The 26,280-nt window shown below is 56.8% G+C and carries 24 protein-coding genes; 3 read left to right on the plus strand and 21 right to left on the minus strand.

Going from position 1 to position 26,280, the window contains the following annotated elements; genetic code table 11:
• Nucleotides 1-32: 32 nt before the first annotated feature.
• From V9K67_RS05030 to V9K67_RS05045, 4 genes are all read right to left on the minus strand, one after another.
• Entirely contained in the window at nt 33-515 is a 483-nt protein-coding gene (locus tag V9K67_RS05030) for an NADH-quinone oxidoreductase subunit A (RefSeq protein ID WP_336720523.1), read from the minus strand.
• A gap of 83 nt (nt 516-598) precedes the next feature.
• The gene (locus tag V9K67_RS05035) at nt 599-1,027 is read right to left on the minus strand and encodes a CBS domain-containing protein (protein ID WP_336720524.1); all 429 of its coding nucleotides are present in this window, start codon (nt 1,025-1,027) and stop codon (nt 599-601) included.
• Nucleotides 1,028-1,129: 102 nt separating this feature from the next.
• Nucleotides 1,130-3,049, minus strand: coding sequence for a DUF3857 domain-containing transglutaminase family protein (locus V9K67_RS05040; protein ID WP_336720525.1), 1,920 nt, complete (start codon nt 3,047-3,049; stop codon nt 1,130-1,132).
• 30 nt (nt 3,050-3,079) lie between these two features.
• On the minus strand, nt 3,080-5,098 hold the full coding sequence (locus tag V9K67_RS05045; RefSeq protein WP_336720526.1) for a DUF3858 domain-containing protein: 2,019 nt from the start codon (nt 5,096-5,098) through the stop codon (nt 3,080-3,082).
• A gap of 126 nt (nt 5,099-5,224) precedes the next feature.
• On the opposite strand from V9K67_RS05045, the gene queG reads away from it, so the two are divergent.
• Nucleotides 5,225-6,193 carry a tRNA epoxyqueuosine(34) reductase QueG gene (gene queG / locus V9K67_RS05050; RefSeq protein ID WP_336720527.1) on the plus strand — a complete coding sequence of 323 codons (969 nt, stop codon included), beginning with the start codon at nt 5,225-5,227 and terminating at the stop codon, nt 6,191-6,193.
• 37 nt (nt 6,194-6,230) lie between these two features.
• On the opposite strand, the gene V9K67_RS05055 is transcribed toward queG, so the two are convergent.
• The 5 genes from V9K67_RS05055 to sppA form a co-directional block, all read right to left on the minus strand.
• Nucleotides 6,231-7,607, minus strand: a complete 1,377-nt coding sequence (locus tag V9K67_RS05055; RefSeq protein ID WP_336720528.1) for an outer membrane beta-barrel protein — start codon at nt 7,605-7,607, stop codon at nt 6,231-6,233.
• The gene (locus tag V9K67_RS05060) at nt 7,588-8,154 is read right to left on the minus strand and encodes an RNA polymerase sigma factor (RefSeq protein ID WP_336720529.1); all 567 of its coding nucleotides are present in this window, start codon (nt 8,152-8,154) and stop codon (nt 7,588-7,590) included. The genes V9K67_RS05055 and V9K67_RS05060 overlap by 20 nt, the downstream gene beginning before the upstream one ends.
• A 96-nt stretch (nt 8,155-8,250) precedes the next feature.
• Nucleotides 8,251-8,739, minus strand: coding sequence for an SRPBCC family protein (locus V9K67_RS05065; protein WP_336720531.1), 489 nt, complete (start codon nt 8,737-8,739; stop codon nt 8,251-8,253).
• A 56-nt stretch (nt 8,740-8,795) separates the two neighbouring features.
• Entirely contained in the window at nt 8,796-9,902 is a 1,107-nt protein-coding gene (locus tag V9K67_RS05070) for an ABC transporter permease (protein ID WP_336720533.1), read from the minus strand.
• A gap of 165 nt (nt 9,903-10,067) precedes the next feature.
• Nucleotides 10,068-11,819, minus strand: a complete 1,752-nt coding sequence (gene sppA, locus V9K67_RS05075; RefSeq protein ID WP_336720534.1) for a signal peptide peptidase SppA — start codon at nt 11,817-11,819, stop codon at nt 10,068-10,070.
• A 60-nt stretch (nt 11,820-11,879) separates the two neighbouring features.
• Between sppA and folK the strand changes: the two genes are divergently transcribed.
• Nucleotides 11,880-12,368 (plus strand): 2-amino-4-hydroxy-6-hydroxymethyldihydropteridine diphosphokinase, encoded by a 489-nt coding sequence (gene folK / locus V9K67_RS05080; protein ID WP_336720535.1) that lies wholly within the window; start codon nt 11,880-11,882, stop codon nt 12,366-12,368.
• A gap of 19 nt (nt 12,369-12,387) precedes the next feature.
• The gene (locus V9K67_RS05085) at nt 12,388-13,020 is read left to right on the plus strand and encodes a deoxynucleoside kinase (protein WP_336720537.1); all 633 of its coding nucleotides are present in this window, start codon (nt 12,388-12,390) and stop codon (nt 13,018-13,020) included.
• 18 nt (nt 13,021-13,038) lie between these two features.
• On the opposite strand, the gene V9K67_RS05090 is transcribed toward V9K67_RS05085, so the two are convergent.
• The 12 genes from V9K67_RS05090 to V9K67_RS05145 all read right to left on the minus strand — a co-directional run bounded on the left by V9K67_RS05090 (nt 13,039) and on the right by V9K67_RS05145 (nt 26,153).
• Nucleotides 13,039-13,563, minus strand: coding sequence for a septal ring lytic transglycosylase RlpA family protein (locus tag V9K67_RS05090; protein WP_336720538.1), 525 nt, complete (start codon nt 13,561-13,563; stop codon nt 13,039-13,041).
• A gap of 249 nt (nt 13,564-13,812) precedes the next feature.
• Entirely contained in the window at nt 13,813-14,268 is a 456-nt protein-coding gene (locus tag V9K67_RS05095) for a septal ring lytic transglycosylase RlpA family protein (RefSeq protein ID WP_336720539.1), read from the minus strand.
• 6 nt (nt 14,269-14,274) lie between these two features.
• A complete protein-coding gene (locus tag V9K67_RS05100) occupies nt 14,275-15,981 on the minus strand; it encodes a L,D-transpeptidase family protein (protein ID WP_336720540.1) in 1,707 nt (568 codons plus the stop codon).
• Nucleotides 15,982-16,407: 426 nt separating this feature from the next.
• On the minus strand, nt 16,408-16,704 hold the full coding sequence (locus tag V9K67_RS05105; RefSeq protein WP_336720541.1) for a thiamine-binding protein: 297 nt from the start codon (nt 16,702-16,704) through the stop codon (nt 16,408-16,410).
• A 97-nt stretch (nt 16,705-16,801) separates the two neighbouring features.
• Nucleotides 16,802-17,803: a chorismate synthase gene (locus V9K67_RS05110; protein WP_336720542.1), complete on the minus strand. Its 1,002-nt coding sequence runs from the start codon at nt 17,801-17,803 to the stop codon at nt 16,802-16,804.
• Between the two features lie 32 nt (nt 17,804-17,835).
• The gene (aroA, locus tag V9K67_RS05115) at nt 17,836-19,116 is read right to left on the minus strand and encodes a 3-phosphoshikimate 1-carboxyvinyltransferase (protein WP_336720543.1); all 1,281 of its coding nucleotides are present in this window, start codon (nt 19,114-19,116) and stop codon (nt 17,836-17,838) included.
• A gap of 96 nt (nt 19,117-19,212) precedes the next feature.
• Nucleotides 19,213-20,223: a 3-dehydroquinate synthase gene (gene aroB / locus V9K67_RS05120; RefSeq protein ID WP_336720544.1), complete on the minus strand. Its 1,011-nt coding sequence runs from the start codon at nt 20,221-20,223 to the stop codon at nt 19,213-19,215.
• A 1-nt stretch (nt 20,224) separates the two neighbouring features.
• A complete protein-coding gene (locus V9K67_RS05125) occupies nt 20,225-21,313 on the minus strand; it encodes a chorismate mutase (RefSeq protein WP_336720546.1) in 1,089 nt (362 codons plus the stop codon).
• Nucleotides 21,314-21,431: 118 nt separating this feature from the next.
• The gene (locus V9K67_RS05130) at nt 21,432-22,274 is read right to left on the minus strand and encodes a prephenate dehydrogenase (RefSeq protein WP_336720548.1); all 843 of its coding nucleotides are present in this window, start codon (nt 22,272-22,274) and stop codon (nt 21,432-21,434) included.
• A complete protein-coding gene (locus V9K67_RS05135; RefSeq protein ID WP_336720550.1) occupies nt 22,271-23,455 on the minus strand; it encodes a pyridoxal phosphate-dependent aminotransferase in 1,185 nt (394 codons plus the stop codon). The genes V9K67_RS05130 and V9K67_RS05135 overlap by 4 nt, the downstream gene beginning before the upstream one ends.
• Nucleotides 23,456-23,464: 9 nt before the next feature.
• Nucleotides 23,465-24,295 (minus strand): prephenate dehydratase, encoded by an 831-nt coding sequence (locus V9K67_RS05140; RefSeq protein WP_336720551.1) that lies wholly within the window; start codon nt 24,293-24,295, stop codon nt 23,465-23,467.
• A 184-nt stretch (nt 24,296-24,479) separates the two neighbouring features.
• On the minus strand, nt 24,480-26,153 hold the full coding sequence (locus V9K67_RS05145) for a DEAD/DEAH box helicase (protein WP_336720552.1): 1,674 nt from the start codon (nt 26,151-26,153) through the stop codon (nt 24,480-24,482).
• Between the last annotated feature and the right edge of the window lie 127 nt (nt 26,154-26,280).

Raw genomic sequence — 26,280 nt, forward strand, 5'->3', positions numbered from 1 at the left:
CGTTTCGGTTGGAGTGTAGTGACAGGGCAGGATCAGCCGGCATGAACCGGTGTGGAAGGAGCCGGCGGGTTGGTTGCTTCCGGGGCTTCCGCTTTTTGGGTCGTCAGGCGTTTGTACGCCTTCATGATGCCTTTTACATTCGGGCCGATGTCCAGGGCGCCGGTGCCCCATTCGTAGATCAGCACCACCACCAACTGCCCGATGAAGACGGCCGCCCCGATATAGCCGGGCCATCCCAGCTCGTACAGGCCCACGGCCCAGAGCATCAGGAAAACGGCCTCCACGTCGAAGATCACGAACAGCATGGCCACAAGGTAAAACTGCACGGAGAAGCGCAGGCGGGCCGAGCCGGTCTGCTCGATGCCTCCCTCGTAGGGAAGGTCGGTCTGGCGCTCCTTATGGCGCTGCCCCAGGATATAGGAAAGTCCCAGGATAGCGGCCAGCAGCACCACTACCAGGCCGGCATACAGCAGCATGGGCCAGAAACGGGCAATAAAGGCATCTTCTCCCGGCATAAAGAGCGATTTAGGATCTGAAAATTCAGGGACCTGAAAACACCCGGACGCCGCTTACCTGTTCAGGTCGTGCGACGGCAGCATCAGCTGACGATATAATTTCTCAGGTTATCAATGATGTAATCCTTTTCATCGATGATGTATTTCACCACGTCGCCGATGGAAATGATCCCGCATACGCCTCCTTCATTGAGTACCGGCAGGTGCCGCACATACTTTTCCGTCATCAGCTCCATGCACTGTTCGATGCTGGTATCCAGGGTCACGTAGGGGGTGCGTTCTGCAATGATATCCCGTACCCGTGTTTCTTTGGAGGAGCGTCCCCTGAGGATCACTTTGCGTGCGTAATCGCGCTCGGTAAACAGGCCGAAAAACGTTCCGTTCTCCACTACGATCAAAGCGCCCACGTTTTTATTTTCCAGTGTTTCCAGTGCATCGTAAACGGTGGTGTCGGGACTTACCGTGTAGACCGTGCCGCCCTTTCTTTCGAGGATGTGTCTCACTGTACCCATTAGAAGGAAGTTTAGAGGTAAATGGCATATCAAGTTAACTTAATTTTTCACGAATTCAAAAAAAGAAAACCCGGGCAGCCATTGCCCCTGGCGCTTCCGCGCCTATTCCGCTTTCTTTACCAGCACCACCCGGGCCCGGTCGGCCTTGTAGATGGCCTCGTAATAGCGGGCGAGGGCGTCCTTGTCCGAGGCGGGGAAGCGGCCGGCATACTGCTCGCGGGTGCGCAGCAGGAACAGCCGGTTGTCCACCAGCCGCACGCTGCTGGCATAGGCGCCGAAGGGGGTCTGCAGCTTTACTTCCGGCGGCACCACCTCGGGCACGTAACCGGCAGGCACCTCCAGTTCCACCGTATCCACGTCGCGCCAGGCCAGGTCGAAGACGAAATCATGCTTCCGCTCCGAGCTGTCGGTCAGGCGGGTGGTGCTCTGGTTCAGCAGGTTGGGCACCAGGAACAGCCGCTTGCCGCTGACGGTGGCGAACTTGCTGGCCTGGAGCTCCAGGTCCTCGATCACCTCCGGAATGCGGTCGGCTTTTTCCGCGTATTTGAAATTGTTGATATCGTAGGTGGTCAGGTTCAGTTCTTCGTTCAGCACTTTTTTGACTTTCTCCTTCGACAGGTGCGCGAGCATTTCGTGGACTTCTTCCTGCTGAATGCCGGAATATACCGTATGGATCATCACCTTCAGGTCGCCGGCGGCGTCCACCACGCCTTTTACCGACCGCAGCTGCCGGTTTTCCTGCAGGCCGTAGCGGGGGGTGGCCACGACGGTACCGCCCTGCTCATCAATCAGCAGGGCTTTTCGGTTACCCGTATGGGTGCCCATATAGCCTGCCGCCAGGGTCTGGCTGGTGCATTCGAGCCAAATGGTGTCCGCCTTCAGGGGTACGCATAAAATCACGTGGTTGAACTGGTTGGAAGGGAAATCGTCCATCAGCTGGTGGTTGCGGAAATCCCCGCCCGAATTCACCAGGGTGTAATAGGATTGGATGCCGGCCGCCTTCAGCAGGCTGAACATGTAATTGCTCAGCGCCTTGCAGTCGCCGTAGCCTTTCTGCGCCACGAAGGCGGCATCGAAGGGCTGCCAGCCGCCGATTCCCAGCTGGATGCTGATGTAGCGGGTATTTTTTTGCAGGAAGGCATACAGGGCCTTTACCTTCTCGCGGTCGTCCGACAGGCCGGCAGTGAGCTGCTGCACCTGTTGGGCCACAGGGGCCGGCAGCTGGTCGCGGTCCTTTTTGAGGGCATAGATGAATTTTCCGAACTCCTTCCAGTCGCTCATATTGCCCTTGTAGTCGCCGATGCCGAAGCCGGTGGGCGCCAGCACAACCGAGGTGGTCAGCTCGCTGCGGCACGGGGCGGCAAACGGGTAGGTAACAGCCGGCAGGTCGCCTACCTGCCAGGTGGTGATCTTCCGGTTCTTCTCCCTGGTCACCACCGGTTCGCCCTTGTAATTGAAGCTTTTGTAGCGCACGGTGTATCCTTCCGGGGCTACCAGCGTATAGGAGCTTTTCTGCACCGCCATGTGCTCGAAGCGCTGGGGCCTCCAGTCGGGGAAATAAAAAGTATGACTGGCCTTTATTTCCACCTCGTATTCCACCGTGTAGGGATACTGCTTGCAGTAAAAGTTGTGCAGCTTGATGCGGAAGTCGTCGGCCAGGCTGCTGCCGTCCGAACCGCTGACATCCTGGATGTCTTTTCCTTTGACCTTTTTCAGCTGCCGGCCCATGGCATCGTAGAGGTTGCCTTCGATCGAGCGCACCTGGTCGAAGCGGTCGTACCATTCGTAAAAACCGGCGTAGTCGTCACCGTTCTCATTGAGGATGGTCAGGGCGTACTTTTTATACAGCACCGTCTCGCCGGGGCCCAGGATCTCGAAGCGGGTCTCCTCGTTGCGCATCACCACGCTGGCATGTTGCAGCAAGGGCCGGGGAATGGCCAGCACCGCATAATTGATCTCATTGCCATAGCCCGCCGTCGCCAGCAACAGGGCCGCAAACAGGAAAAACAGGGAACGCATCATCCGAAATATTTTTGGGTTAAGGGCGGTGGGTTATTTCTTCTTTTTAAAAACGATCTGTTCGCTGTGCTTATTCACCACCAGGGTAAAGAACTCGCGCAGCAGCTCGTATTCATCGGGCTGGAAGGTGGCGCGCGACAGCTTCAGCCGCGAACGCATGGAGATGGTCTCGCCCGATTGGGAAACCAGGTATTCGAACATCCCCTCCCCCTTTTCGTTGAGCTTAACCTTTACATTTTTGGGAAGCTCGTCCACCGCGTAGCCTTTGGGCACTTCCATGGTCAGCACAAAGGTTTCGTCGGTAGTACAGGGCATTTCCACCGGGTACAGGCGCTCGGCCGACTTGAAGGGGTTTTCCTTCTGTCCTTCGGCGAACATGGGGTTGAAATAAAGAATGTCCTCGCCGGCATTGTTCATTTCAAAGTCGTACTGGATGCCCAGGGGCTCTTCGTACTTATTTACCGAATCGAGCACGGAGTTGGAAAGCGTGAGGTCGCTGCCGTACACCTTCTGCATCATTTTGACGAGGCCCTCGCGGCCGCCCTCCATGATCTTTTCGCGCACTTTTACGGATTCGAAATACCCCAGGGTCTGGTTGAGGTGTCCTACCCACTTGCCTTTTTCGTCGTTGATCATCACCACCGCGGTCAGCTTTTTCTCCATCACCGAATCGGGCCGCAGCTCAATGGCCACGGGAACTTCGGCGATCAGGCGGGCGGTGCTGTTGTAGCAGTCGGCCGGCAGGCGGCCAAAGCCCATGCGCGGGGTGCTGGCATCGAGGAAGTGGAGCCGGCCGTCCACCAGGGCCTGGCACACCACGTAATTGTACTGGGTGATGATGGGGTACATGGCATAGGTGGCGCCGTGGTCGCGGGTGCTGAGCAATACCGGGTCGGCCTGCACCTGGGCGGCGCGCAGCATGGCGGTCAGCAGCAGGTTCACCTCGGCCACGTTGCCCTTGCGGGCTTTGAGCACGTTCTTCAGCGGCTGGGTAATGTAGCGGGCGTTGTGGTCGGTACAGCTGATGCTTTCCCGTACCCAGGCAAAGATCCGGCGGGCCTTGTCGGCTTCGGTGACGGCCCCGGCCGTTGCTTCCTTTACCTCGTCGGCCATCCAGTTGTTGGCCGAGGAGAGCGATTTGCCGAAATCCTCGTCGGCCAGCAGGTCCTTCGCCAGCTGGGGCCAGGTAGCCATAAACTTCTTGGGCGTCAGGGGCTCGCGGAACTCGGACAGCTGGAACTCGATTCGCGAGCGGTGGTTGGCCAGGGTGGAAGTAAAGCTTTCCATTTTCAGCTCGGGCACATCCTTCATCACCCAGCGATGGACGCCCACCCCCGAGGTAAAGGAATAATGCTCCGATGCCTGGGTGCCGTTGCTTTCCGTAATGCTGAACAGCTTCTGGCTGGCGGTGTGGTCACTGATGAAAAACGGGTAATAGCCCTGCTTCAGGGTAATATAGTCCAGGAAACCGGGGATGGTTACATTGTATTCGCTCCACAGGCGGGGAAAATTTCCCTGGAAATTCCAGGGCTGCAGGTTGAACAGGAAGTCCGAAGTAACGGTGTACTCGAACTCGATCACCGAGCCTTCCTTCACATTGGGAAAGGTGAATTTTTTGACGATATGGTTCCGGTCGTACTTGTCGGTGATGATGCCGGATTTTTCCAACTTCGTTTCCAACACCTTGCCGTTTTCCAGGTTATAGGTGACGGCCTTGATGGAATTGAGGCGTTCCTCCTCCGTTCCCCGGACGTAGAGCTGGATCTCCACTTCGGCCACGGAGCTCCCGGGGCTCATGTAACTGCTTTTTTTCAGCACGTGCACCCGCTTGTAATGGGTGTGTTCCAGGGAGAACCAGCCTTTGGTGTTGCCTTCTATGACCGAGCGGCCGACATCGGCGATGACCACGGCGCTGGCGTTGCTGTCGATGGAATAAACGGTTTTCTGAAGGTCTTCGGGAGTGATCTTTCCGAACTTAGCGGGAGGGGTTTTCTGGGCATGAACGGCGCTCAAAAGCAACAGCGCCGCCAGGGAAAGGGCGATCTTCCTCATAACGGATTAGTTTGGTTGGGCGGGCAAGATCAACAATATTTCAGGAAATTACAAACAAACCTTTATAATTATTTTGCACCGCTAACCGTCCTATTTTCAGACCTTTACGGCTTTTTATCTCTTATTTTGAGCACAGCGACCCAACATACCCGACTCGTAAAAGACCTCAGCCGCCGCCTGGGCTTCGACTATTGCGGCATTGCCCGGGCGCAGCGCCTGGACGACGATGCCCGCCGCCTGGAGGCCTGGCTGAACCAGGGCCGGCACGGCAACATGCACTACATGGCCAACCATTTCGACCTGCGGGTCGACCCTTCGCAGCTGGTACCCGGCGCCCGCTCGGTCATCACGCTGCTGAAAAATTATTATCCCGGCGAAGGCGGCCCGGAAGGTGACTTCAAAATTTCCCGCTACGCCTGGGGACAGGATTACCACAACGTTATCCGCTCCCAGTTAAAACAACTGCTGGCCGAACTCGAAGAAACGACCGGTCCCATCAACGGCCGCGGTTTCGTGGATTCGGCGCCGGTGCTGGAGCGCAGTTGGGCCCAGCGCAGCGGCCTGGGCTGGATCGGCCGCAACGGCAACCTCATTACCAAGGGCAGCGGCTCGTTTTTCTTTATCGCCACCCTCATCACCGACCTGGAGCTGGAATACGATGATCCTTTTGCCAAAGATTTCTGCGGCAGTTGCCGGCGCTGCATCGACGCCTGCCCTACCGGGGCCATTTTGCCCGGCAAGGTGGTCGACGGCAGCCGGTGCATTTCTTATTTTACCATTGAGCTGAAGGACGAAGTGATCCCTTCGGAAATGAAAGGCCAGTTTCAGAACTGGATGTTCGGCTGCGATGTGTGCCAGGAGGTCTGCCCCTGGAACCGCTTCAGCCAGCCGCACCACGAACCCGGGTTTACGCCCCTGCCCGAGATCCTGAATTTTACCACCCGCGACTGGGAAGCGCTGAGCGAGGAAGCCTTCAAAAAGATTTTTAAGCACAGCCCCCTGAGCCGCTCCAAGCTGAAAGGCATCCAGCGCAATATCCGTTTCCTGAAAAACGAGGAGCCGGAAAGAACGGGCCCCGCCGGTGAAGACATATAAAAAAAGCCCCGGAACGCGATTCCGGGGCCCCATCAAATTAAAACGCTACCCGTGCCTGGAGGCCGGCGGTGTAGAGGTGCTGGCGTTTGCTGCTTTTATCGTTGATCAGGTTGGTCAATCCTACCTGGGCCGAAGGGCCGGCTACCAGGGTGGCTTTCCCCAGGCGCGCCACGGGATACGACAGGCCGGCAAACAGGCTGGCCTGGGTTTTTCGCAACAAGGATTGATCGCCGGAATACAGCCCGGTGGCATCCTGGTAGTTCAGGGCGTTGGTGCGGATCAACCGGCCTACGCTCAGCCCGGTATGCCCGGTCAGGGGCAGGTGCTCCGACAAGCGGTACTCCACGCCCAGGGGCAACTCCACAAAATGGTATTTATTGGTATAGTCCTCCCGGATCGTTCCCGGGCCGAAGCTGCCGACCCTGGAGCTGCCGCCGCTGTTGCCGTCCAGGGTATTGTAAAGAGCGCTCTGGTCCATATTCATTTTCGTGCGGAATTGCTGGTAGCGCAGCCCTGCCGTCAGCGACAACCGGTCCGTCAGGCTGCGGGCAACCCGCAGGCCGGCAGCGACCGTAATCCCCGGCTTCATACCCGGGGCGCTGGAATAATCCGGGCTGGGCATGGCGGCAAAGAGCGGATCCGGACCGGGAGCCTGTTCGGGGGAACGTTTCAGCAGGGCCATACCCGACAGGCCGGCGGAGCCTTCTACGCCCCAATGCCATTTTTTCGGCTGGACAGGCGGCGCTTCCACGGCAGGAACTTTCAGCGCCCGCATCCGTTTCGTCAAGGAAAGGGAATCCCTCATTTGCGGTTCGGGCAGCGTCCGAACCGCCAGCAGGGGCGCACCGGCCTCCCGGCCCAATCCGCCGGGAACGTTCGCATTGGCCTTTTCCCCATAAATAATGGTCTCCGGCTTCTGACCCTTGGCAGCAGACCTGCGGCCACCGGGCAGCCTGGCGGAAGGGACATCATTTGTTGACGCGGTTCTACCGGTCACAGAAGAGGACGCTCTTCCCATAACTGGGGCAACCGGGTGGGCAGCTACCGTTCCGGCAGGCACATCGCTGCCGCTGGCAGTACCGGCAGGTACACGGCCATTCGTAGTGATACCGGCCGACGCGGTGGTACCCGGCCCGGAGGCGGGTACCGGGGCTATTCCCCTGCCGGCGGTTAGCGGTGCCGCGGGAGCTACCGCTGCGGTTTCGGTGGCAGCACCGGACCTTGGGGAGGTTTGCTTCCAGAGAAAAAACCCGGCGGGCAGGAGGAGCAGGGAGCAGACCCAGAGGGCGACCCTGCGCCGCTCTTTTTTTCGGTGGATGTTTTTTTCCACTTGTTGCCAAACAGAGCCGGAAGGAACGAAAGAGAGCTCCTCCAGTTGATCCCGGACCTGTTTTTCAAAACTTTGCTCTTGCATAATTTTGGTTTTTCGAATCGCCGTTCAATTGTTCCAACCAGCTGATCAGTAGCCCCCGGGCTCTTGCGTATTGCGAACGGGAGGTTCCTTCATGGATCCCCAAAAGGCCGCCGATCTCCACATGGGAATACCCCTCTACGGCATGCAGGTTAAAGATGGTCTGGTAGCCGGTGGGCAACTGGCGAATGAGCCCGGCCAGTTCCTTTGCCTGCAGCTGCACGGCGGGATTGTCGTTATCTACGGCATGCAGATAATCATCCGTGAACAGCAACTCACTCTGATAACGAATATTTTTCTTTAAATAATTAATAGCGGTGGTCACCATAATCCGCCTGATCCAGGCGCCCAGCTCGCCCTCGGACTTGTACTGGTGCAGGCTGCGGAATACTTTGATAAAGCCTTCCTGCAGCACATCCTCGGCATCGGCCATGGACTTGGTGTAACGGTAACAAATGCCCAGCATGGGACCGGCAAAAAGGTGGTACAACTGCTTTTGGGCAGCCGGCCGTTCTTTCAGACAATCTTTTATGAGCTGGTTATGATCCATTTTGCGCCTGGTGGTTTACTGACAAAGTGAATGGTAAAAACGTTGCAAAGGTAATTCAGTTATTCTCGAAAAGTTCCAGAGTTGGTTCCGGGCTGGCTACAAACCTTCCCTTCCCTCCACTTCCTTTTTCAGGTTGGTCAATCCTTTTTCCATCATGGCGCCATACGTATTCTCGAAAAACAGGCTGCTGAATTTCTGCCAGGGCGCCCACGACAGGTGGAAATCGGTATACCACACCACGTTATAAGGTTCGGTGCTGTCGGCGCGGTGGAGCTCCCAGCCGGTTTGCAGCGGCTTGCGGCCGGCAGCAGCCATTTCCACCGCCAGGGTGGTGTCGGTTTGCCCGGTAATGACCACCCTCGTTTGCTGCAGTCCCTGCTGCTGCGGGTCGTTTTCGGGCATAAAGGCGGGATGCCAGCGGGGCCACTGCTCCTTCTGCTGCAGCAGGGCAAAAATGCTGTCCCGCTCCCCCTGGATCGCGATCACCTTGGTCAGGTGGATGTTGGAAGGTATGAACAGGGAAAAAATGGTCAGGAGGCTGAAAAGCACCAGGAAACTGAAAAAGGCTAATTTGATGATACGCACGAAAAATGTTTAGGATTGATTGATTCTTGTTTGACAGGGGGATTTCCGAGTCGCCCTTACTCCCACTTGAATACTTTTACGGCTATGGCAAAGGCCACTACGCCCCACAGCAGCAGGGCCAGGAGGTCGCCCCAGCAGTCGGTAAGGTGGGCGCCTTCAAAAGCGATGCGCCGCATGGCGTCGTTGAAAAAGGTCAGCGGCAGTGCCTGGCTGATCGGCTGCAGCCAGCCGGGAAAGACATCGATGGGAAAGAACGTGCCTGCCAGCAGGAACTGCGGCAGCGCCACCACGTTGGCCAGCGGCGGAATGGTGTTGACGCTTTTTGCGATCCCGCTCACCACGAACCCGAACGCCATGAATACCAGCAGGGCGATAAAGCTCAAAACCATGATCTCCAGAAATGTCACCCAGCCGTTGACCAGCGTAAACTGGAAGGCATAATGACCGATGGCAATGATGATGACCGCCGCCACCATCTGGAAGATCACCCGGCTCAGGGCCTCGCCCAGGATGATGTAGATCCGGCGGATGGGCGTGGCATAGAAGCGTTTCAATACCAGCAGCTGCCGCAGGTTGAAAAACAGGAAGGCCACACCGAATACGCTGGCGCTTAACAGGGAAAACCCCAGCTGGCCGGGAAGGATAAAGTCGATGGCGCGGTAGGGCCGCACCTCCCGGATCTCCTGCTGTACCCGGGCATAGGTTTGCCGTTCCACGAACAGCCGCTTGTCGATCTTGGATATAACGTTCTCGAGCAGGGGCAGGAAAGAGGAAACCTTATCGGCGCTGGCCGTGGTGGACTGAAACCGGATGTTGTAGTCGGAGCCCCCCTGGGCAGGCGTCATCTTCTGCACACTCAATACCCCCGTGATCTGTCCCTTAAGCAGTTCGGACTCCAGCTCCTCGCGGCTCTCGCCGGTAACGAACTTTACGTTGCGGATCGCTTTGAGCGAATCGATCACGGCATTGGCCGTGTCGCTGCCGGGCGCCAGCACCAGCCGGTACGAAGGACCGCCGCCGTTGCCGATAAAGCCAAACACCAGGATAAACACCAGCGGAAAAAACAGGCTGAAAAGAACGGAGGACGGACTTCTGACCACAGCCCTCAGGCTGGCTTTAGTAATGGCCAGCATGGCCACCCATTGATTATACGGTTTTGACATTCGTGTGCTTTGCGGCGCAAAAGTAGGGAAACGGCGGTGGCCGCGGGAGCGGTTAATTGGTTAATTGGTTAATTGGGAAGGGAACAGGCTTCCCTACAGGGATACTGTTTCAAACGAACGCCCAATTAACCAATGAACCAATTAACCAATTCCATCCGGCTACGGCTATTTAATGAAATACTCAAACGGAAGGCGTGCCTGGACGGAGCCGCAGATCTGGCGGATGTTTACCAGCTCGCGGAAGACCTTGTAGTTCTCCTCTCCTACCTGCTGGCGCAGCTGCGCTTCGGGTTCGGAAGAACCGCCCTTGTGGAGGAGGCGCTGCAGGAAATTCGGGGATTCGGGGTATTCGCGCAGGCGGTAGCTGTCCGCCTTGGCCAGGCGGGCCGCACAGTTCACGGCTTCCTGCAGGCCGCCTACCCGGTCCACCAGCCCGATGCGCAGGGCGTCGGTACCATTCCATACCCTTCCCTGGGCAATGCTGTCGATATAGGCAATGTCCTTTTTGCGGCCCTGGGCCACCCGCTGCTTGAACTGCAGGTAAATGCGATCCACGCCCTGCTGCATGAAGGACTTTTCGGCTTCGGACAAGGGCCGGTACACGGCACCGGCATCGGCATACTGGGCGGTCTTTACCCCGTCGAAGGTGACGCCGGCCTTGCTGCGGAAAAAGCCTTCCATGTTGGGGATCAGGCTGAAGACGCCGATGGAGCCCGTGATGGTGTTGGGCGAGGCGAAGATGCTGTCGGCGCCGCAGGCAATATAATAGCCGCCCGAAGCCGCCACATCGCCAAAGCTCACCACTACCGGTTTCTCCTTTTTGGCCTGCGCCAGCTCGCGCCAGATGTTCTCGCTGGCCAGGGCGCTGCCGCCACCCGAATTCACCCGCAGCACGATGGCTTTTACCGACTCGTCGAGCCGTACCTTGCGGATCAGCTTGCGGAAGCGGTCACCGCCGATGTTGTCCTGGGAGCCTTCGCCGTCCACGATATTACCCTCGGCATAAATGACGGCAATGCGGTCCTTGCCGGTGGCTTTATAGTCGGCCGCTTCTTCGTATTTGCCGATGGAGAGGAGGTTGATCTTGTCTTTTTTGTCCAGGCCCAGCCGTTTCTTCAGCTCGTCCTTCACTTCGTCGTCGTATTTCAAACCGTCCACCAGGCGGTAGCGCAGGGCGTCCTGGGGTGTTTGCACGGCGCCGGTCTCGGCCAGTTGGCGCAGGGTGGCGGTATCCACCTTGCGGACGGCAGCGGTCTGTTGCAGGAAGTGCTGGTAGAGGTTGCTCAGCCAGACGGTGGTCTGCAGCTTGTTCTCCGGGGTCATTTTGTCGGTGCGGAAGGGCTCGGTAGCGCTTTTGAACTTGCCCGCATAAAACACCTGGGGCTGGATCTCCAGCTTGTCGAGCATGCCTTTGAAAAAGGCCAGCTCCACGCTGAAGCCTTTCCAGTCCATATCGCCTGCCGGGTTGATATACACCTTGTCGGCGGCGCTGGCCACGAAATACGCACCCTGCCGCATCATGTCGCCGTAGGCCAGCACGAACTTGCCCGAGGTTTTGAAATCGAGCAGGGCCTGCCGCAGCTCCTGGGAAGAAGCCAGGCCATTGGCATTGCCGTCGGCCTGGATGTAAATGCCCGAGATGTTGTCGTCGGTTTTGGCATGGCGAATAAGCCGGACGGCATCGTAGAGGCCGGGCACATCACTGCCCCCGCCGGTCACCTGTTGCAGCGGGTCGGATTCTTTCTGTTCGCGGAAATGGTCGCCGAGGTTGAGCTGCAGCACCGACTTTTCCGATACAACGGGCTTTTCCCGGGCGGCAAACGAACCGGCCACGCCGGCCACCATCAGGAAACCGATAAACAGGAAGACCACCAACGCCAGCAGGCAGGCAAAAAATATTTTGAAAAAGCTTCGCATCTGGTAATTGAGTTAGTTGCTCAAAAATAAAAGATATTTGAAGCCTTTGGCAGTACAATTATGAACAAGGTTTATTTGCTGATCGGCGGCAACATGGGCGACCGCAGGGAGAATTTACGCAGGGCTACAGAGGCCATCCACCGGCAATGCGGAAGGGTGACCGCCGCCTCGCCCCTGTATGAAACCGAAGCCTGGGGACTCGAGGACCAGCCCCCCTTCCTGAACCAGGCGCTGGAAATCGCCACCGACCTGTCGCCGGTAGCCTTGCTGCAGTGCACCCTGCAGATCGAAAAGACACTGGGCCGGCAGCGGCTGGAAAAATACGGTCCCCGCCCCATCGACATCGATATGCTGCTGTACGAAAACAAGGTGGTGGACCTGCCCGAACTGCAGGTGCCGCACCCGCAAATGCCCAACCGCCGGTTTGTGCTGCAATGCCTGGCCGACCTGGCACCGGACTATCGGCATCCTGTACTCGAAAAAACTATCTTGCAATTATTGGAAGCATGTACCGATCCGCTGAAAGTGAATCGGCTGGAGGAACGGTAACCTTAAAAATTCTGCCTGCATGAAGCATCACTTTATCACCATCGAAGGAAACATTGGTGCGGGAAAGACCACGCTGGCCCAACTGCTGGCCGAATACTACAATGCCCGGCTGGTGCTGGAGGAATTTGCCGACAACCCCTTCCTGCCGAAGTTTTATGAAAACCCGGCCCAGTTTGCCTTTCCGCTGGAACTGTTTTTCATGGCCGAACGCTACAAGCAGCTCAAGGAGCTGATCGCTCAAAAAGACCTATTCCAGCAGTTGACCATCTCCGACTACCTCTTTACCAAGTGCCTGCTGTTTGCCCGTATCAACCTGCCGCCCGACGAATTCCGGCTGTACCAGCGCCTGTTCGACATCATTCACCAGCAACTGCTGCAGCCCGATATATTGATCTTCCTGCATGCGCCGGTACACCGGCTACAGGAGAACATCCGCAAACGCAACCGCTCCTACGAACAGGGCATCAAGGACGAATACCTCGCCAGCATCCAGGAAACCTACACGCATTACCTGCGGCAGCACCGGCAGAAAACCCTGTTCGTGGACGCCTCGAACGCCGACTTTTTGGAAAATAAAAAGCACCTGCAAGTAATTACAGATGCTTTGGAAAATGATTTTACCTCGGATCAGCTCTTTGTCAGCCTGCCCTAAGCAGGAGGACCGGGGTTACTAAAAAGCGCCGGCGGGAGCATTCATGCCCAGGGGTTCCACCATAACCTTTGTGATGCCTTTGGTGATGTAACCGAGTTTTTCGGCACAGGCCCGCGGCAGGTCCACCAGCCGTTTGTTCGCCTTGTGCATCCGGTCATTGATCTGCACAATAATACTTTTATTACTTTGGGGATTCGTGATCCGCACCCACATGCCGAGCGGCAATACGTTACAGGCGGCGGTCATCAGGCCATGGCTGTAGGAGGAGCCACTTGCAGTGGAACGGCCTTTGAACTTATCGGCATAATAACTGGCGATGCCGGTATAAAGATCTTTACCATAATCAAGAACGCCCTTGCTTTTCTGACTCAGTTGTTCCGAGTCGGATTTTTTCTGCTGGCTTTTTCCAGACTTCGCCTGGGTCTGTGCAGAGGCAAACAGGGACATCAGGGTAATCACGTTGGCAATCAAAAAACGACGCATTCGACAATATTTTTTTGATGAAACAATTGTGTTTTCCCGGGGCGCTCTCGTCGTCATCATCCCGGACCGCAATTAGAAAGAATCACTTTTTTCCTTCGTTGCAGGTTTGCAAGATAGGGCTTTATTGCACTGGCTGCTCCTGGAAATAGACGAAATCCGCCTTTTTGGGGTTGAAACGGGTATTCAGGGGGGGTCAACAGAATCCATTGAAGCTGGCTCATCCGTTCCTGAAACTGCTCCCGCTTAGCAAATTCCCTGCCAGAAAATGAATCCAGCTGAAAAAAAGACAGGAAATGGCGGACCCGGCCCCTATTTCTGCCTGGGCTTCCGCAGCACTTCCACCCTGACCCGGGTAACGCCCTGTTTTACAAAGCCCAACCGTACGGCACAGGCCCGGGAAAGGTCGACCACGCGGCGGCTCCGGCGGCTCATCCGGTCGTTGACCCGGATGACGATACTCTTTTTATTCTTGAGGTTGGTAACCCTTACCAGCGTGCCCAGCGGCACCCGGTTACAGGCCGCGGTATACTGGCGGTGCCGGTAGGTGGCGCCGCTGGCGGTTTTGCGGCCCCGGAATTTATGGGAATAATAACTGGCCGTACCATAAAAAACCCGCTTCTTTGCCTTCTTCCCCGCCTTTTTTGAAACCTCTTCGGGTGGCGGCCCTGTTTTCGGGTACTCCCGGCCTTCGGCTTCTGCCTGCCCCTGTGCCGAATACAGCAGCAGGAAACAGGAGAGCAAACCTGTAATGAAATAACGGCGCATGTCCCATCAGTTTTTCTGAACAAAATATTTTTCCTGCAGCCTGCGGTCCTCTCCATACACATCTTCATAGAAAACAAGTTTTCCGTTGATCACGTCACAGGTGAAGTAGCGGATGAACAGGGGAATGTTGCCCCGCACCCGTATATACTTCTTTTTTTTCTGGGCCAGCCAGCTCCGCAGCGAATCCGCCGGGACCGCTTTGGGACTGATGGCATTTTCTTCGCGCAGGGTACTGTCCTGCCTTAATATATAATAAGCCAGCGCATCCCATTGTTCTACCCGCACGCAGCCATGGCTCAGGGCCCGGCTTTTTTTGCTGAACAAATACCGCTGGTTGGTATCGTGCAGGTATACGGAATGGTCGTTGCTGAAATTGAACTTCATCACCCCCAGGGCATTGTCGTCGCCGCTGCCCTGCACTACTTTGTAAGGAATGGAGTTGTGGTACTTGGCCCAGTTCACGCCATAGGGATCTACCGGCTTGCCCTCATTGTCGACCAGGCTGAAGCCTTTCCGGTAGATATAGCCCGGGTTCCGTTTCATTCCCGGGATAATGTCTTTTTTGATGATGCTCGGCGGAATGGTCCATTTGGGATAAGTGACCATGTCCGAGATCGCGCTGGTCAGTTCGGGGGTGCGTGTTTTGGGCGTACCCACCACCACCTTCGATTCCAGCAGCACCGAATCGCCTGCCCGCACCTGCATGCGGTAGGACGGGATATTCACCCAGATATATTGGTCCGGCATGGTCCGGGGCAGTCCCTTGTAGCGGTCCAGGGCAATGGCCAGGCGGATGAACCGGTCGCGGTCATTGTTGTTCAACTCGGTCACCAGGGCGGCACTGATCTTTCCATCCGGCTTCAGTCCCTTGCTTTTCTGGTACTGGCGGATGGCGTCGGCCAGCACCAGGGAGTCGGTACCCTTTTTATGAAGGACCACCGAGGCCTCCTCTCCCAGCCGCTTGCGCAGGCGGGCCGGCAGGCGCGCACTGTCCTTCGGGTTGACGTAGGTGTACTTCCGCAGGTTGGCGCCGGGCAGGAAGTCCTGCAGGTAGGCCTTCACCTGGTGGTAGCCGGGATGTTCCGGCTCGCTGCTTTCGGCCACCTGTTGCATGCTGGCCCCCTGCTGCAAAGCCGTCACCTGGCCGGTGAAAAAATTATCCCGCAGCACGCTGTCCCGTTGCAGCAGGATGCTGTCGGGGAACAGGCGCCCCGCCCGCAGGTCTTTGGTCAGCCGCACAAAGGCGGTAGTCAGCCACAGGTCGGCTTCGGCCCAGAGCGAGGCGTTCAGTTTGGTAACGGCCCCGGCGGTGGTGTCTTCCACCAGCCGCTGGCGCAGGCCGGCGAGCTTGTTCCCGTAATAATCCCCGGGAAACAAACCGTACTGCCGGGAGGAATCGATAAAGGCCAACAGCGAATCCGCCATGGGTTTCCACTCGCCGTTGTTGGTCCAGATCGGCCGGTAGGAAAAATGGGCGTACACCTTTTTCACCAGGGGCACGCTGCGCAGTGCCGGCAGTTTGCCTTCCGCTTTTCCTGTTGCCTGCAGTTCCTCCAGCGTAGCCTGGATCACGCCGGTAGCCAGGTCGTTGATATCCGAAGTATCCTCTGCAATTTCCACTTCACCCACGCGTGCTTTTCCTTTACAGGAGCCGATGACAGCCCCGATAAAAAATATCGAGCAAAGCAGGACGAGTAAAGTTGAACGGTTCATGCAGTTTGAATGGTTAAGTTTCATTGATGCTTAAAAGATACAGAAATAATTTCATGTAACCTTTGCGGCACAAAGTCGCGCACCCTTTGCAAAGATTACACCAGAGTTCGCTGAAATGGGTATTAAAATCTGGTTAAGAGCAGCATGTGTGGGAATGTTGTGCAGAAAAGGACGGATGCAGGTAAGTTGAAGCAACAATAATAAGACGGATGACAACCTTTAATGCTGTCATCCTGAGCGCAGCGAAGGATCCCCTCGGGATGGAAAAGCTGTTTCTATTCGAAGGAGGGGTTTCCTTTTCCGGAGAAAGACTTTTCAGGTACCGAGGGGATGTCTCCCCCGCTGAGGCGGGGCAGGCTCTGCGTTCGACATGACAGTCTTAAGGCAGTACGTTGCTTTACAACAGTTGGCCGTTACCGTAATTTCTTACCGGAACTTTTCCGTTTTTTCATCACCGGTGATGTCGCCGTTGCTGCGGACCTGTATCTGGATATTGCTGATCCATTCGGCGCAGCCTTTTGCATACAGGTATTCGTTGACGTCACCGATCACTTTTAGCACATCGGCATAGGTGCCTTCGAGCACCGTGGCGAACGGGCCCACTTCGTGACGAACTCCTGACTGCTGAATAATGGCAATGGCCTCATCCACCCATTCGTACGGATGCTTGTCCTGAACAATTGGAACGATTTGAATAGAAGCGTTGATGATATAAGAATGCATGAAAAGAAATATAAAATGAAGACGTTTAAAATGTAAAAGTCCGAAAGGCATAAAACCGTTTCGGACTTTTATTTATTTTTTGCTTATTGCCAATTGCCTATTGCCCATTGAACACCCTCGGCTGCTTCTGCTCCAGCAGCAGCAGGTCGGCCAGGGAAAGGGCGGTGATGGCTTCCAGCACCGGGGGCACCCGCAGGGCGATGCACAGGTCGTGGCGGCCCTTGATGGAAAACGATTCCACTTCACCGGTTTCCCAGTTCAGCGACTGCTGCTCCTTGGGCGTGGAAGAAGTGGGCTTGATGGCTACCCGGAACACCAGGTCGTTGCCATTGCTAATACCACCCACCACACCGCCGGCATGGTTGGTCTCCGTTTTACCCGTGGCATCGACGATGGCGTCGTTGTGGTCCACGCCAAACATTTTGGCGGCGGCAAAACCACTGCCGAACTCAATGCCTTTTACGGCCGGAATGGAAAAAGCCGCATGGCTGATCACCGATTCCACGGAGTCGAAGAAGGGTTCGCCCAGGCCAATGGGCAGGCCGGTTACCGTACATTCCACGATGCCGCCCACCGAATCTTTCTGATCGATGGCCCGCTGCAATCCTTTCTCCAGGTCGGTCTCCCCTCCTATTTCCAGGATCTTCGCCGTAACGTTGATGCCTTGCAGCACTTTCTTTGCCACCACGCCGGCGCCTACCAGGCAAACCGTCAGGCGGCCGCTGAAGTGACCGCCACCGCGGAAATCCTCGTTGGCGCCAAACTTCTTGCTGGCCACAAAATCGGCATGGCCGGGGCGCGGGAAGGCACGCTGCTTTTCGTAATCGCCGGAGCGGGTGTTGTTGTTCTCGAACAGGATCATCAGCGGGGCACCGGTGGTCTTGTTGCGAAAAACGCCGCTTTTGAAAATCGGCGCATCGGCTTCCTGCCGGGGCGTCGTGCCTTTTTGCGTACCGCCTTTGCGGCGCTCGATATCGGTAGTGAAGTCCTCTTCCGTCAGCTCAATGCCTGCAGGAACGCCGTCGATGATGATGCCGACAGCCGGCCCGTGCGATTCGCCAAAGATGCTTACCCGGAAGAAACGGCCAAATGAATTCATGCTGTTAATTTAACGTCTGTCAATAAGGTTGTCTATCCTTCCACACGCACCTGGGCACCCAGTGCTTTCAGGTTTTCCCAGAACTGCGGGTAGGATTTGTTCACCGCTTCGGCGCCGGTGATCACCAGCTCCTTGTCGGCACGCAGTCCGGCAACGGCGGTGGCCATGGCAATGCGGTGGTCGTTGTGCGAGGAAACCTCGGTGGCTACCAGTCCTTTTTTGCCTTCCACGACCATCACGTCGTCTTCGAAAGAAACCGGCACTTTCAGTTTGCCGAATTCCTCCTGCAGCGTGGCGGCACGGTTGCTTTCCTTGTGGGTCAGGCGGTGCACGCCCTTGATGCGCGAAGTACCGGCGCTGTGCGACGCCAGGGCTACCAGCGGCGGAAACAGGTCGGGGCAGTCGGTGGCATCAAACTCAAAACCCTGCAGGTCCGATTGTTTGATGGTCATCACGCCGCCTTCGTTCTTCAGGTCGGCCTTGGCCTTCAGCAACACTTCCACGATGGCTTTGTCGCCCTGCACGGAGTTCATGTCCATGCCCTTCAGCTGCAGGTCGCCGGCCACGGCGCCGCCTACCAACAGGAAAGCGGCATTGCTCCAGTCGCCTTCCACCGTGTAGGTCAGGGGCCCTGCCTGAGGAGCCTGGGCGGGAGCGGCTTCGAAATAAAATTCTTCGTAGTTGCGGTTCTGCGGCACTTTCAGCCCGAAGGATTTCAATACCTGGAGGGTAAGGTCCACGTAGGGACGGCTGTTGAGGTTGGTTACCCGGATGCTCACGTCCGAAGCGTCGGCGGCGGCATAGGCAAACAGCAGGCCGGTGAGGTACTGGGAAGAAAGGGAACCGTCAACGGTAATGTTTTTGGGCTGCAGGGGTCCTTTGATCTCCAGCGGCAGGTAGCCGCCCCGGCTCTTGCAGGAAACACCCAGTTGGGGCAGCACTTCGTCAAAAAAGTTCATGGGACGCTTGGACAGGGAGCCCGAACCTTTTACGGTAATGGTCTCGCTGCTCAGGGCGGCAACGGAGGTAAACATGCGGATGGAGAGGCCGCTTTCGTGGCAGTCGATCACGTTCGACACGGGCTGAACGCCCTGGCTACGGATGATCACTTTATCGTCCTGCACTTCGTAGGTGGCACCCAGCTGGCTGATGATGTTCAGGGCCGCCTTGTCGTCGTTGCTGATACCGGGGTTCAGCAGCACCGTCTCGCCCTTGCGTACGAGGGCCGCAGCGCAGGCGCGCTGCATGGCGCTTTTAGAAGCCGGGGCGGTAATGCTTCCTTTTAACTGAGAAGGAACCAGAATGGCTTTCATGTGAATGAGTTTATGTTGAATGGCCCCGGCGGGAAGGGAAGCCCTTCCTGCCAGGGGCCATTAACTTGTGAACAAGTGAACCTGTGAACGGAAAGCTTACAGGTAGTTGAACAACGTTTTTAAAGGTATTTTTTCAATAACAGAATTGCCGATCTTTTGCAGCAGGATAAAGTTCATGAAGTCGGCTTCCTTTTTCTTATCGCTGCGCAGCACGTCGTACACCTTCTGCCGGTCGAACATCAGCTCGGTGGGCAGGCCGTAGCGCTCGATCAGCTGCCGCACCCGCTTGTGGTGGCGGAAGCCCAGGAGCTCTTCGGACAGGCCGGCCGCGAATACCATCCCGATCGACACGGCTTCGCCATGCGTCAGGTTGTACTGCGTTTCGATGGCATGCGCCAGGGTATGACCGAAGTTCAGCAGGCGCCGCTCGTTCTTTTCGAACTCGTCGGCCTGCACCACCTTGGTTTTGATCAGCACGTTGCGCTTGATCAGGTCCTGGACGGCGGACTTGCCTTTCTGGTAATGCTTCAGCGAAGCCGCTTCCAGCTGGCGGAACATGGAGGAATCCTTGATGGCGGCATGCTTGATGATCTCGGCAAAGCCATTGCGCCATTCCCCGTCGGGCAGGGATTTTAACAGGCTCACATCGTACAGGAGAAAGCTGGGCTGGTTGATGGTGCCCACCATGTTCTTGTACACACCCACGTCCACGCCGTTCTTGCCGCCGATGGAAGCATCCACCATCGCCAGCAGGCTGGAGGGGATGAAGCCAAAGGGCACGCCGCGCAGAAAGGTGGAAGCGAGGTAACCGGTAAGGTCGGTGATCACCCCGCCGCCCAGGCCGACCAGCATGGTCTGCCGGTCGGCGCCCAGGCCGATCAGTTGCTCGATGACCGAGCTGACGGTGGCCTGGGTCTTGTGGGCCTCGCCGGGCGGCAGCACGATGGTCTGCCAGCCTTTGAGCTTTTTCTGGTGTGCGGCAAAAACGTTTTCGTCGGTGATGACGATGGTCTTCTGCTTGGGCGCAATAGCCTTCAGGTCGCCCAGGGAAGCATCGAAATGATAGTCTACGCTCTGGCGGCTGAAATTGAATTTTTTGGTCTGCATCTTAGGAATTCAGCACTTTGGTTTGATGATTAATGCTCTCCAGGTGCACAGCATCAAAATACCTTGTGATGAACTCTTTGCTCAACCCCAGCTTCTCCCCTTTGGCGTAGGCACGCTCCAGGATCTCGTTCCAGCGGTTGGTTTGCAGGATGGTAATGTTGTTGTCTTTTTTATATTGGCCGATCTTCTCCGCCACTTTCATGCGCTGACCGAGGATCTGCATCAGCTCGTCGTCGAGGTGGTTGATCTGGTTGCGGAGTTTTTCCAGGGCGGCATGGTATTCTTCGGAAGAAACGTCTTCTCTTCTCCAGACGATGTTGCCCAGCATTTCGCCCAGGCGCTCGGGAGTGATCTGCTGCTTGGCGTCGCTCCAGGCGTTGTCGGGGTCGATATGGCTTTCAATGATCAGGCCGTCGTAGTCGAGGTCGATGGCTTTCTGGGCCACTTCCTGCAGGATATCGCGGCGGCCGCAGATGTGCGAGGGGTCGTTGATCATGGGCATGCCGGGGTTGCGGCGCTTCATTTCAATGGCCAGGTGCCACATGGGCGCGTTGCGGTATTCGGTATTGCCGTAAGAAGAGAAACCACGGTGTACCAGGCCGATGTCGTTGATGCCGGCTTTGGCCACACGCTCCACAGCGCCGATCCACAGTTCCAGGTCGGGGTTGATGGGGTTCTTGATCAGCACGGGCACCTTCACGCCACGCAGGGCATCGGCGATCTCTTGTACGCTGAAGGGGTTCACGGTGGTGCGGGCGCCGAGCCACAGGACGTCCACATCGAAGTGCAGGGCGTCTTCCACTTGCTTGGCAGTGGCCACTTCCACGGCGGTCAGCAGGCCGGTGAGCTTGCGGGCGTGTTGCAGCCAGGGCAGGCCCTTGGTGCCGACGCCTTCAAAGGAACCGGGGCGGGTGCGGGGCTTCCAGATGCCGGCACGCAGCATGTCCACCTTGCCGGTTTTGGCCAGGCGCTGGGCGGTTTCCACTACTTGCTCTTCGGTTTCGGCGCTGCACGGGCCGGAAATGATCAGGGGGCGTTTGTTCCAAACGGTCTGAACCTTGTTTTCCACTGTCTTTGTTTCTGTTGACATGTTTGTTTGTTTTTGGGTGAGGGAAACCGGACTTGGCTATATTGACCCTACCTCCTTGTAGGGATCATGCGCCCGTCCCCGCTCACTATTTTAAAGATGCAATATTACGACTTGCTTTTCACTTCAGGATTTTCCTTATTTTATTGGCATTCACCATCAGCTCCTCCAGGTAGGCATAGTTCTCTTTTTCCAGGCAGGCCTTGAACTTGCGCAGCTGGCTGATGTGCTCGTTGAGCACGTCCAGCACGTTGTCGCGGTTCTGCATGAAAATGGACGCCCAGGTCAGGGGGTTGCTCTTGGCCAGCCGCACGGTGCTTTCAAAACCGCCGCTCGCCAGCTCGAAGATGGCATCTTCTTCCTTTTCCTTTTCCAGGACCGTGTTGGCCAGGGCAAAGGAGGTGATGTGCGAAATATGGCTGATATAGGCCACGTGCACGTCGTGGGCGGCGCCGTTCATGTAGATCAGGTGCATGCCCAGCCGGCGGTACACCTCTTCTACCAGGGCTACGGCCTGGGGATCGCTTTCCTCGCGGTTGCAGATGACGCAGGCTTTCTGCACAAAGGCCTGCTTCACGGCGGCCTCGGGACCACTGTATTCGGTCCCCCACATGGGATGGGTGGCTACGAACCGGCTGCGGTTCGGGTGGTACCTGACCACGTCGAGGATGCCCGCCTTGGTAGAGCCCACGTCCATGATAACGGCATTGCCGATAGAGTCGAGCGCCAGGGGCAGCAGCTGCATCACGGCGTTTACGGGGGTGGCCAGCACCACCAGGTCCGACTGTGCAATAGCTTCCTGCAGGGGGAGGATCTCGTCCACCAGCCCCAGCTCGAGGGCTTTCTGCTGGTGGCCGGGATGGGCTTCCACGCCGATGACCTTTTGGGCCAGCCCTTTTTCCTTCAGGGCCAGGGCCAGCGAGCCGCCGATGAGGCCTACGCCTACAATGGTGGTGACTGTCATAGTACTTTTTCCCCTTTTAATTCTCGATGCTTGATAATTCTTTGGATGGAGGTATCGAAGCGTTCCTCGGTGCTGCAGAGGCTGACGCGGATGTAGCCGTCGCCGGCCGAACCAAAGATGCCGCCGGGGGTGATGAACACCCGGGCGCCGAACAGCACTTCGTCGCTCAGCTCAAAACCATTCTTGTAGTTGGCCGGGATCCTGGCCCAGACGAACATGCCGGCCTGGTCGGTGGAATAGGCGCACTGCAGCAGGTCGAGCAGCTCGTAGGCCTTCCGCCTTCTTTTTTTATACACGGCGTTCACCCCGTCGTACCATTCCTGGTCGAGGCTCAGCGCCTTGGCTGCCGCCAGCTGCATGGGCAGGAACATGCCGCTGTCCATGTTGCTTTTAAAGCGCAGCACCTCGTCGATCCGTTCTTTGGCGCCGCAAAGCGAGCCTACGCGCCAGCCGGCCATGTTCTGCGACTTGCTCAGCGAGTTCAGCTCCAGCACCACTTCCTTCGCTCCTTCCACGGACAGCAGGCTCATGGGGTGGTCGTTCAGGATAAAGCTGTAGGGGTTGTCGTGGCAGATGAGGATGTTGTGCTTTTTGCCAAAAGCGACCAGCTTTTCGAAAAATTCTTTCGTGGGCAGCTGGCCGGTAGGCATCTGGGGGTAGTTCACCCACATCAGCTTCACGCGGCTCAGGGACTGCTGCTCCAGGGCGTCGAAATCAATGAGCCAGTTATTTTCTTCCTTCAGTTCGTATTCAAAGCATTGGCCGCCGGCCAGTTGCACCGCGCTGCGGTAAGTGGGATAGCCGGGATTGGGAATCAGGGCCTGGTCGCCTTCGTTGAGGTAGGTCATGCAGATGTGCATGATGCCTTCCTTGGAGCCGATCAGGGGCAGGATCTCGGTGCCGGGATTGAGTTCGACGCCGTACCACCGGGCATACCAGGAGGCGATGGCGGTGCGCAGGGCTTCCACGCCCTTGTAGCCCTGGTAGCCGTGCACGTTGGGCCGTGCGGCTTCGGCCTGCAGGATCCCGATCACCTCCGGATGGGGCGGCAGGTCGGGACTGCCAATCCCCAGGTTGATCACGGGTTCGCCGGCCTTATTGAGCTCCTCAATCTGTTTCAGCTTTTGCGAGAAATAGTATTCGCCAATTCCATTCAGCCGTTGGGCAACTTTTACTTCCATCAGAACGATTTAAATGGTTTTACCTTTTTTGTATACACCGTACACCCTCACCTCTTCGGTCAGGGGTTTAATTTTTTCAATGGCCTTCTGGAACTGCTCGAGCGAGTCGAATTCCATGTCGGCGTGGAAATTATATTTCCAGTCGCTGCCCGGGATGGGAAAGCTTTGAAGCTTGCTGAGGTTGATACCGCTTTCGGCAATCTCGGTCAGTACGCGGGCGAGGCTGCCGCGGGAGTGGTCGGTATGGAAATTCACCGATGCCTTGTTGGCGTCCTCCACCTCTTCGGCCATGTCTTCGGGCAGCACCACCAGGAAGCGGGTATAGTTGTTCTTCATGGTGTGGATGTTGGGCGCGATGACCTCGAGCTCGAACAGCTCCGCCGCCAGCCGGCTGGCGATGGCCGCAATGTGCTTGCTGCGGGTTTTGTGTACGTGCTTGGCGCTCAGGGCGGTATCCTCGGTTTCCACCAGCTTCCAGTGGTGCTTGTCCAAAAAATCGAGGCACTGCTGGAGGGCCATGTAGTGCGAATGCACCTCGCGGATGTCCTCGAGCTTCACCCCCGGGTTCACCAGCAGGTTCTGGCGGATCTGCAGGTAGATCTCCCCGACGATTTTGAGATTGCTCTTCTGCAGCAGGTTGTAGTTGGGCAGAATGCTGCCGGCGATGGAATTCTCGATGGCCATCACGCCGCCGTCGCTTTCCTTTTTGTTCGCCGCGATCTTCACCACCTCGCGGAAGGTGGCGCAGGTGATCACTTCCACGTCTTTCCCGAAGAATTGCTGCGCCGCCACCTGGTGGAAGCTGCCTTCAAAACCCTGTATCGATACTTTTTTGGCCATAGCATATAAAGCAAAATCCCGGCTTTTGCCGGGATTTCTATTTTGTTTCTGCGTCTTTTAATTTCCGTTTCAACAAAAGCATCCCGGCTTCTCGCTAAAGAAGTAAAAATAAAAGTAGTAGTATGCTTTGTTAATTGTCATGCGGGGGGGCAAAAGTAGCCAAAACGTTCAGTAAAAAAAAATCTTAGTAACTTTTTTTCCGTTGCACCGAGTCGGCGGGGTTCATCCGGATCTTGCGACCGTGGAAGTTCTTGCCGTCGATGGACTTGATCATCTGGTTGGCCGCGTTCGGCTCGATCTCGATCCAGCTGTTCATTTCCTTCATATCCACCCGGCCGAGCACGTCCTTGCGCAGGTCGCTCATATCGAGGATGAACTGGAGGAAGGAAGCCTTGTAGAAGCCGTCCTTGGTACCCAGGTTCACAAACAGGCGGGTATAGTTGTCGCCGCCGCCGAATTCGCGCTTCTTGCCGTCCTTGCCTTTGGCGCCGGCCACGCCGCGGGGTTCGCGGGCTTCGCCGCGGCCACGGTCGCGCAGGTTCAGGTCTTCGGAATTTTCGTAATACTTCAGGAAGCGGTCGAACTCGAGGGCCGCCACGCGCTGCAGTACTTCTTCCTTGCTGACGTCGGCGAACTTCTCCTGCAGCATAGGCATGTAGGTTTCGTAATCGCCATGGCTGATGTCGGCATTGAGCATTTTATCGATAAAATAATAGAACTGCTTGCGGCAGACGTCCTTGCCCGAGGGGATTTCGAGCTTGTGGAACGGCATCTGCACGATGCGTTCGATCTGCTTGATGCGGAACAGCTCGCGGGAGTGCACGATGGACAGGCAGACACCGGTTTTGCCGGCCCGGCCGGTACGGCCGCTGCGGTGCGTGTACACTTCCACGTCGTCGGGCAGCTCGTAGTTGATCACATGGGTGATGCCTTGTACGTCGATGCCGCGGGCTGCCACGTCGGTAGCGATCAGCAGTTGCAGTGCCTTGTCGCGGAAGGCGTTCATCACCTTGTCGCGCTGGGCCTGGGTCAGGTCGCCGTGAAGGGCTTCGATGTCGTAGCCTTCGCGGGTCAGCCGCTCGGCGATCTCCTGGGCGTCGATCTTGGTACGGGTAAAGATGATGCCGTACATGCCGGGGTTGAAGTCGATCAGGCGCTTGAGGGTCTCGTAGCGGTGCTGGGCGGTGGTGACGTAAAACTGGTGGTCGATGTTCTTGTTGCCGGTATTGACCTTGCCGACGGTGATTTCCTTGGGCTGCTGCATGTAGCGCTTGCTCACGCTGCGGATCTCCGGGGGCATGGTGGCGCTGAACAGCCAGGTGCTGTCGCGCTGGGGCGTGTTCTGCAGGATAAACTCAATATCTTCCTTGAAGCCCATGTTCAGCATTTCGTCGGCCTCGTCGAGCACGACGTATTTGATCTGCTCCAGGTTGATCGCCTTGCGCTCGATCAGGTCGATCAGGCGGCCGGGGGTGGCCACCACTACCTGCACGCCTCTTTTGATCTCCCGGATCTGGTTGACGATGGCGGCACCGCCGTAGACGGCCACCACGTTCAGCGCGGGCTGGAACTTTTTAAACAGGGTGATCTCGTTGACAATCTGCAGGCAGAGTTCCCGGGTCGGGCAAACGACCAGGGCCTGCGGGTATCGTTCGTTTTCGTCGATGAGTTGGAGGAGGGGCAAGCCAAAGGCTGCGGTTTTTCCGGTTCCGGTCTGGGCCAGACCGATCAGGTCCTTGGTGCCGGCCAGCAGGACCGGGATGGCTTGTTCCTGGATGGCAGTAGGTTGGGTAAATCCGAGTTCGTCAATAGCTTTGATCAGCTGTTCGTTCAAACCTAGCTCTGCGAATTTATTCATAATGAAATTTGTACAAAAGTAACGCTGTACAAAAACGTTACCATCAATTTTTTTAAAGAAAAGGCTCCTTGTGAAAACAAGGAGCCAATTTGTTCCCGTGCGGGACTTGCCTTTTAATAAGTTAACC

The organism is Huijunlia imazamoxiresistens (assembly GCF_037132455.1).
In the GTDB taxonomy this organism is placed as follows: Bacteria; Bacteroidota; Bacteroidia; order Chitinophagales; family Chitinophagaceae; genus Flavisolibacter; species Flavisolibacter imazamoxiresistens.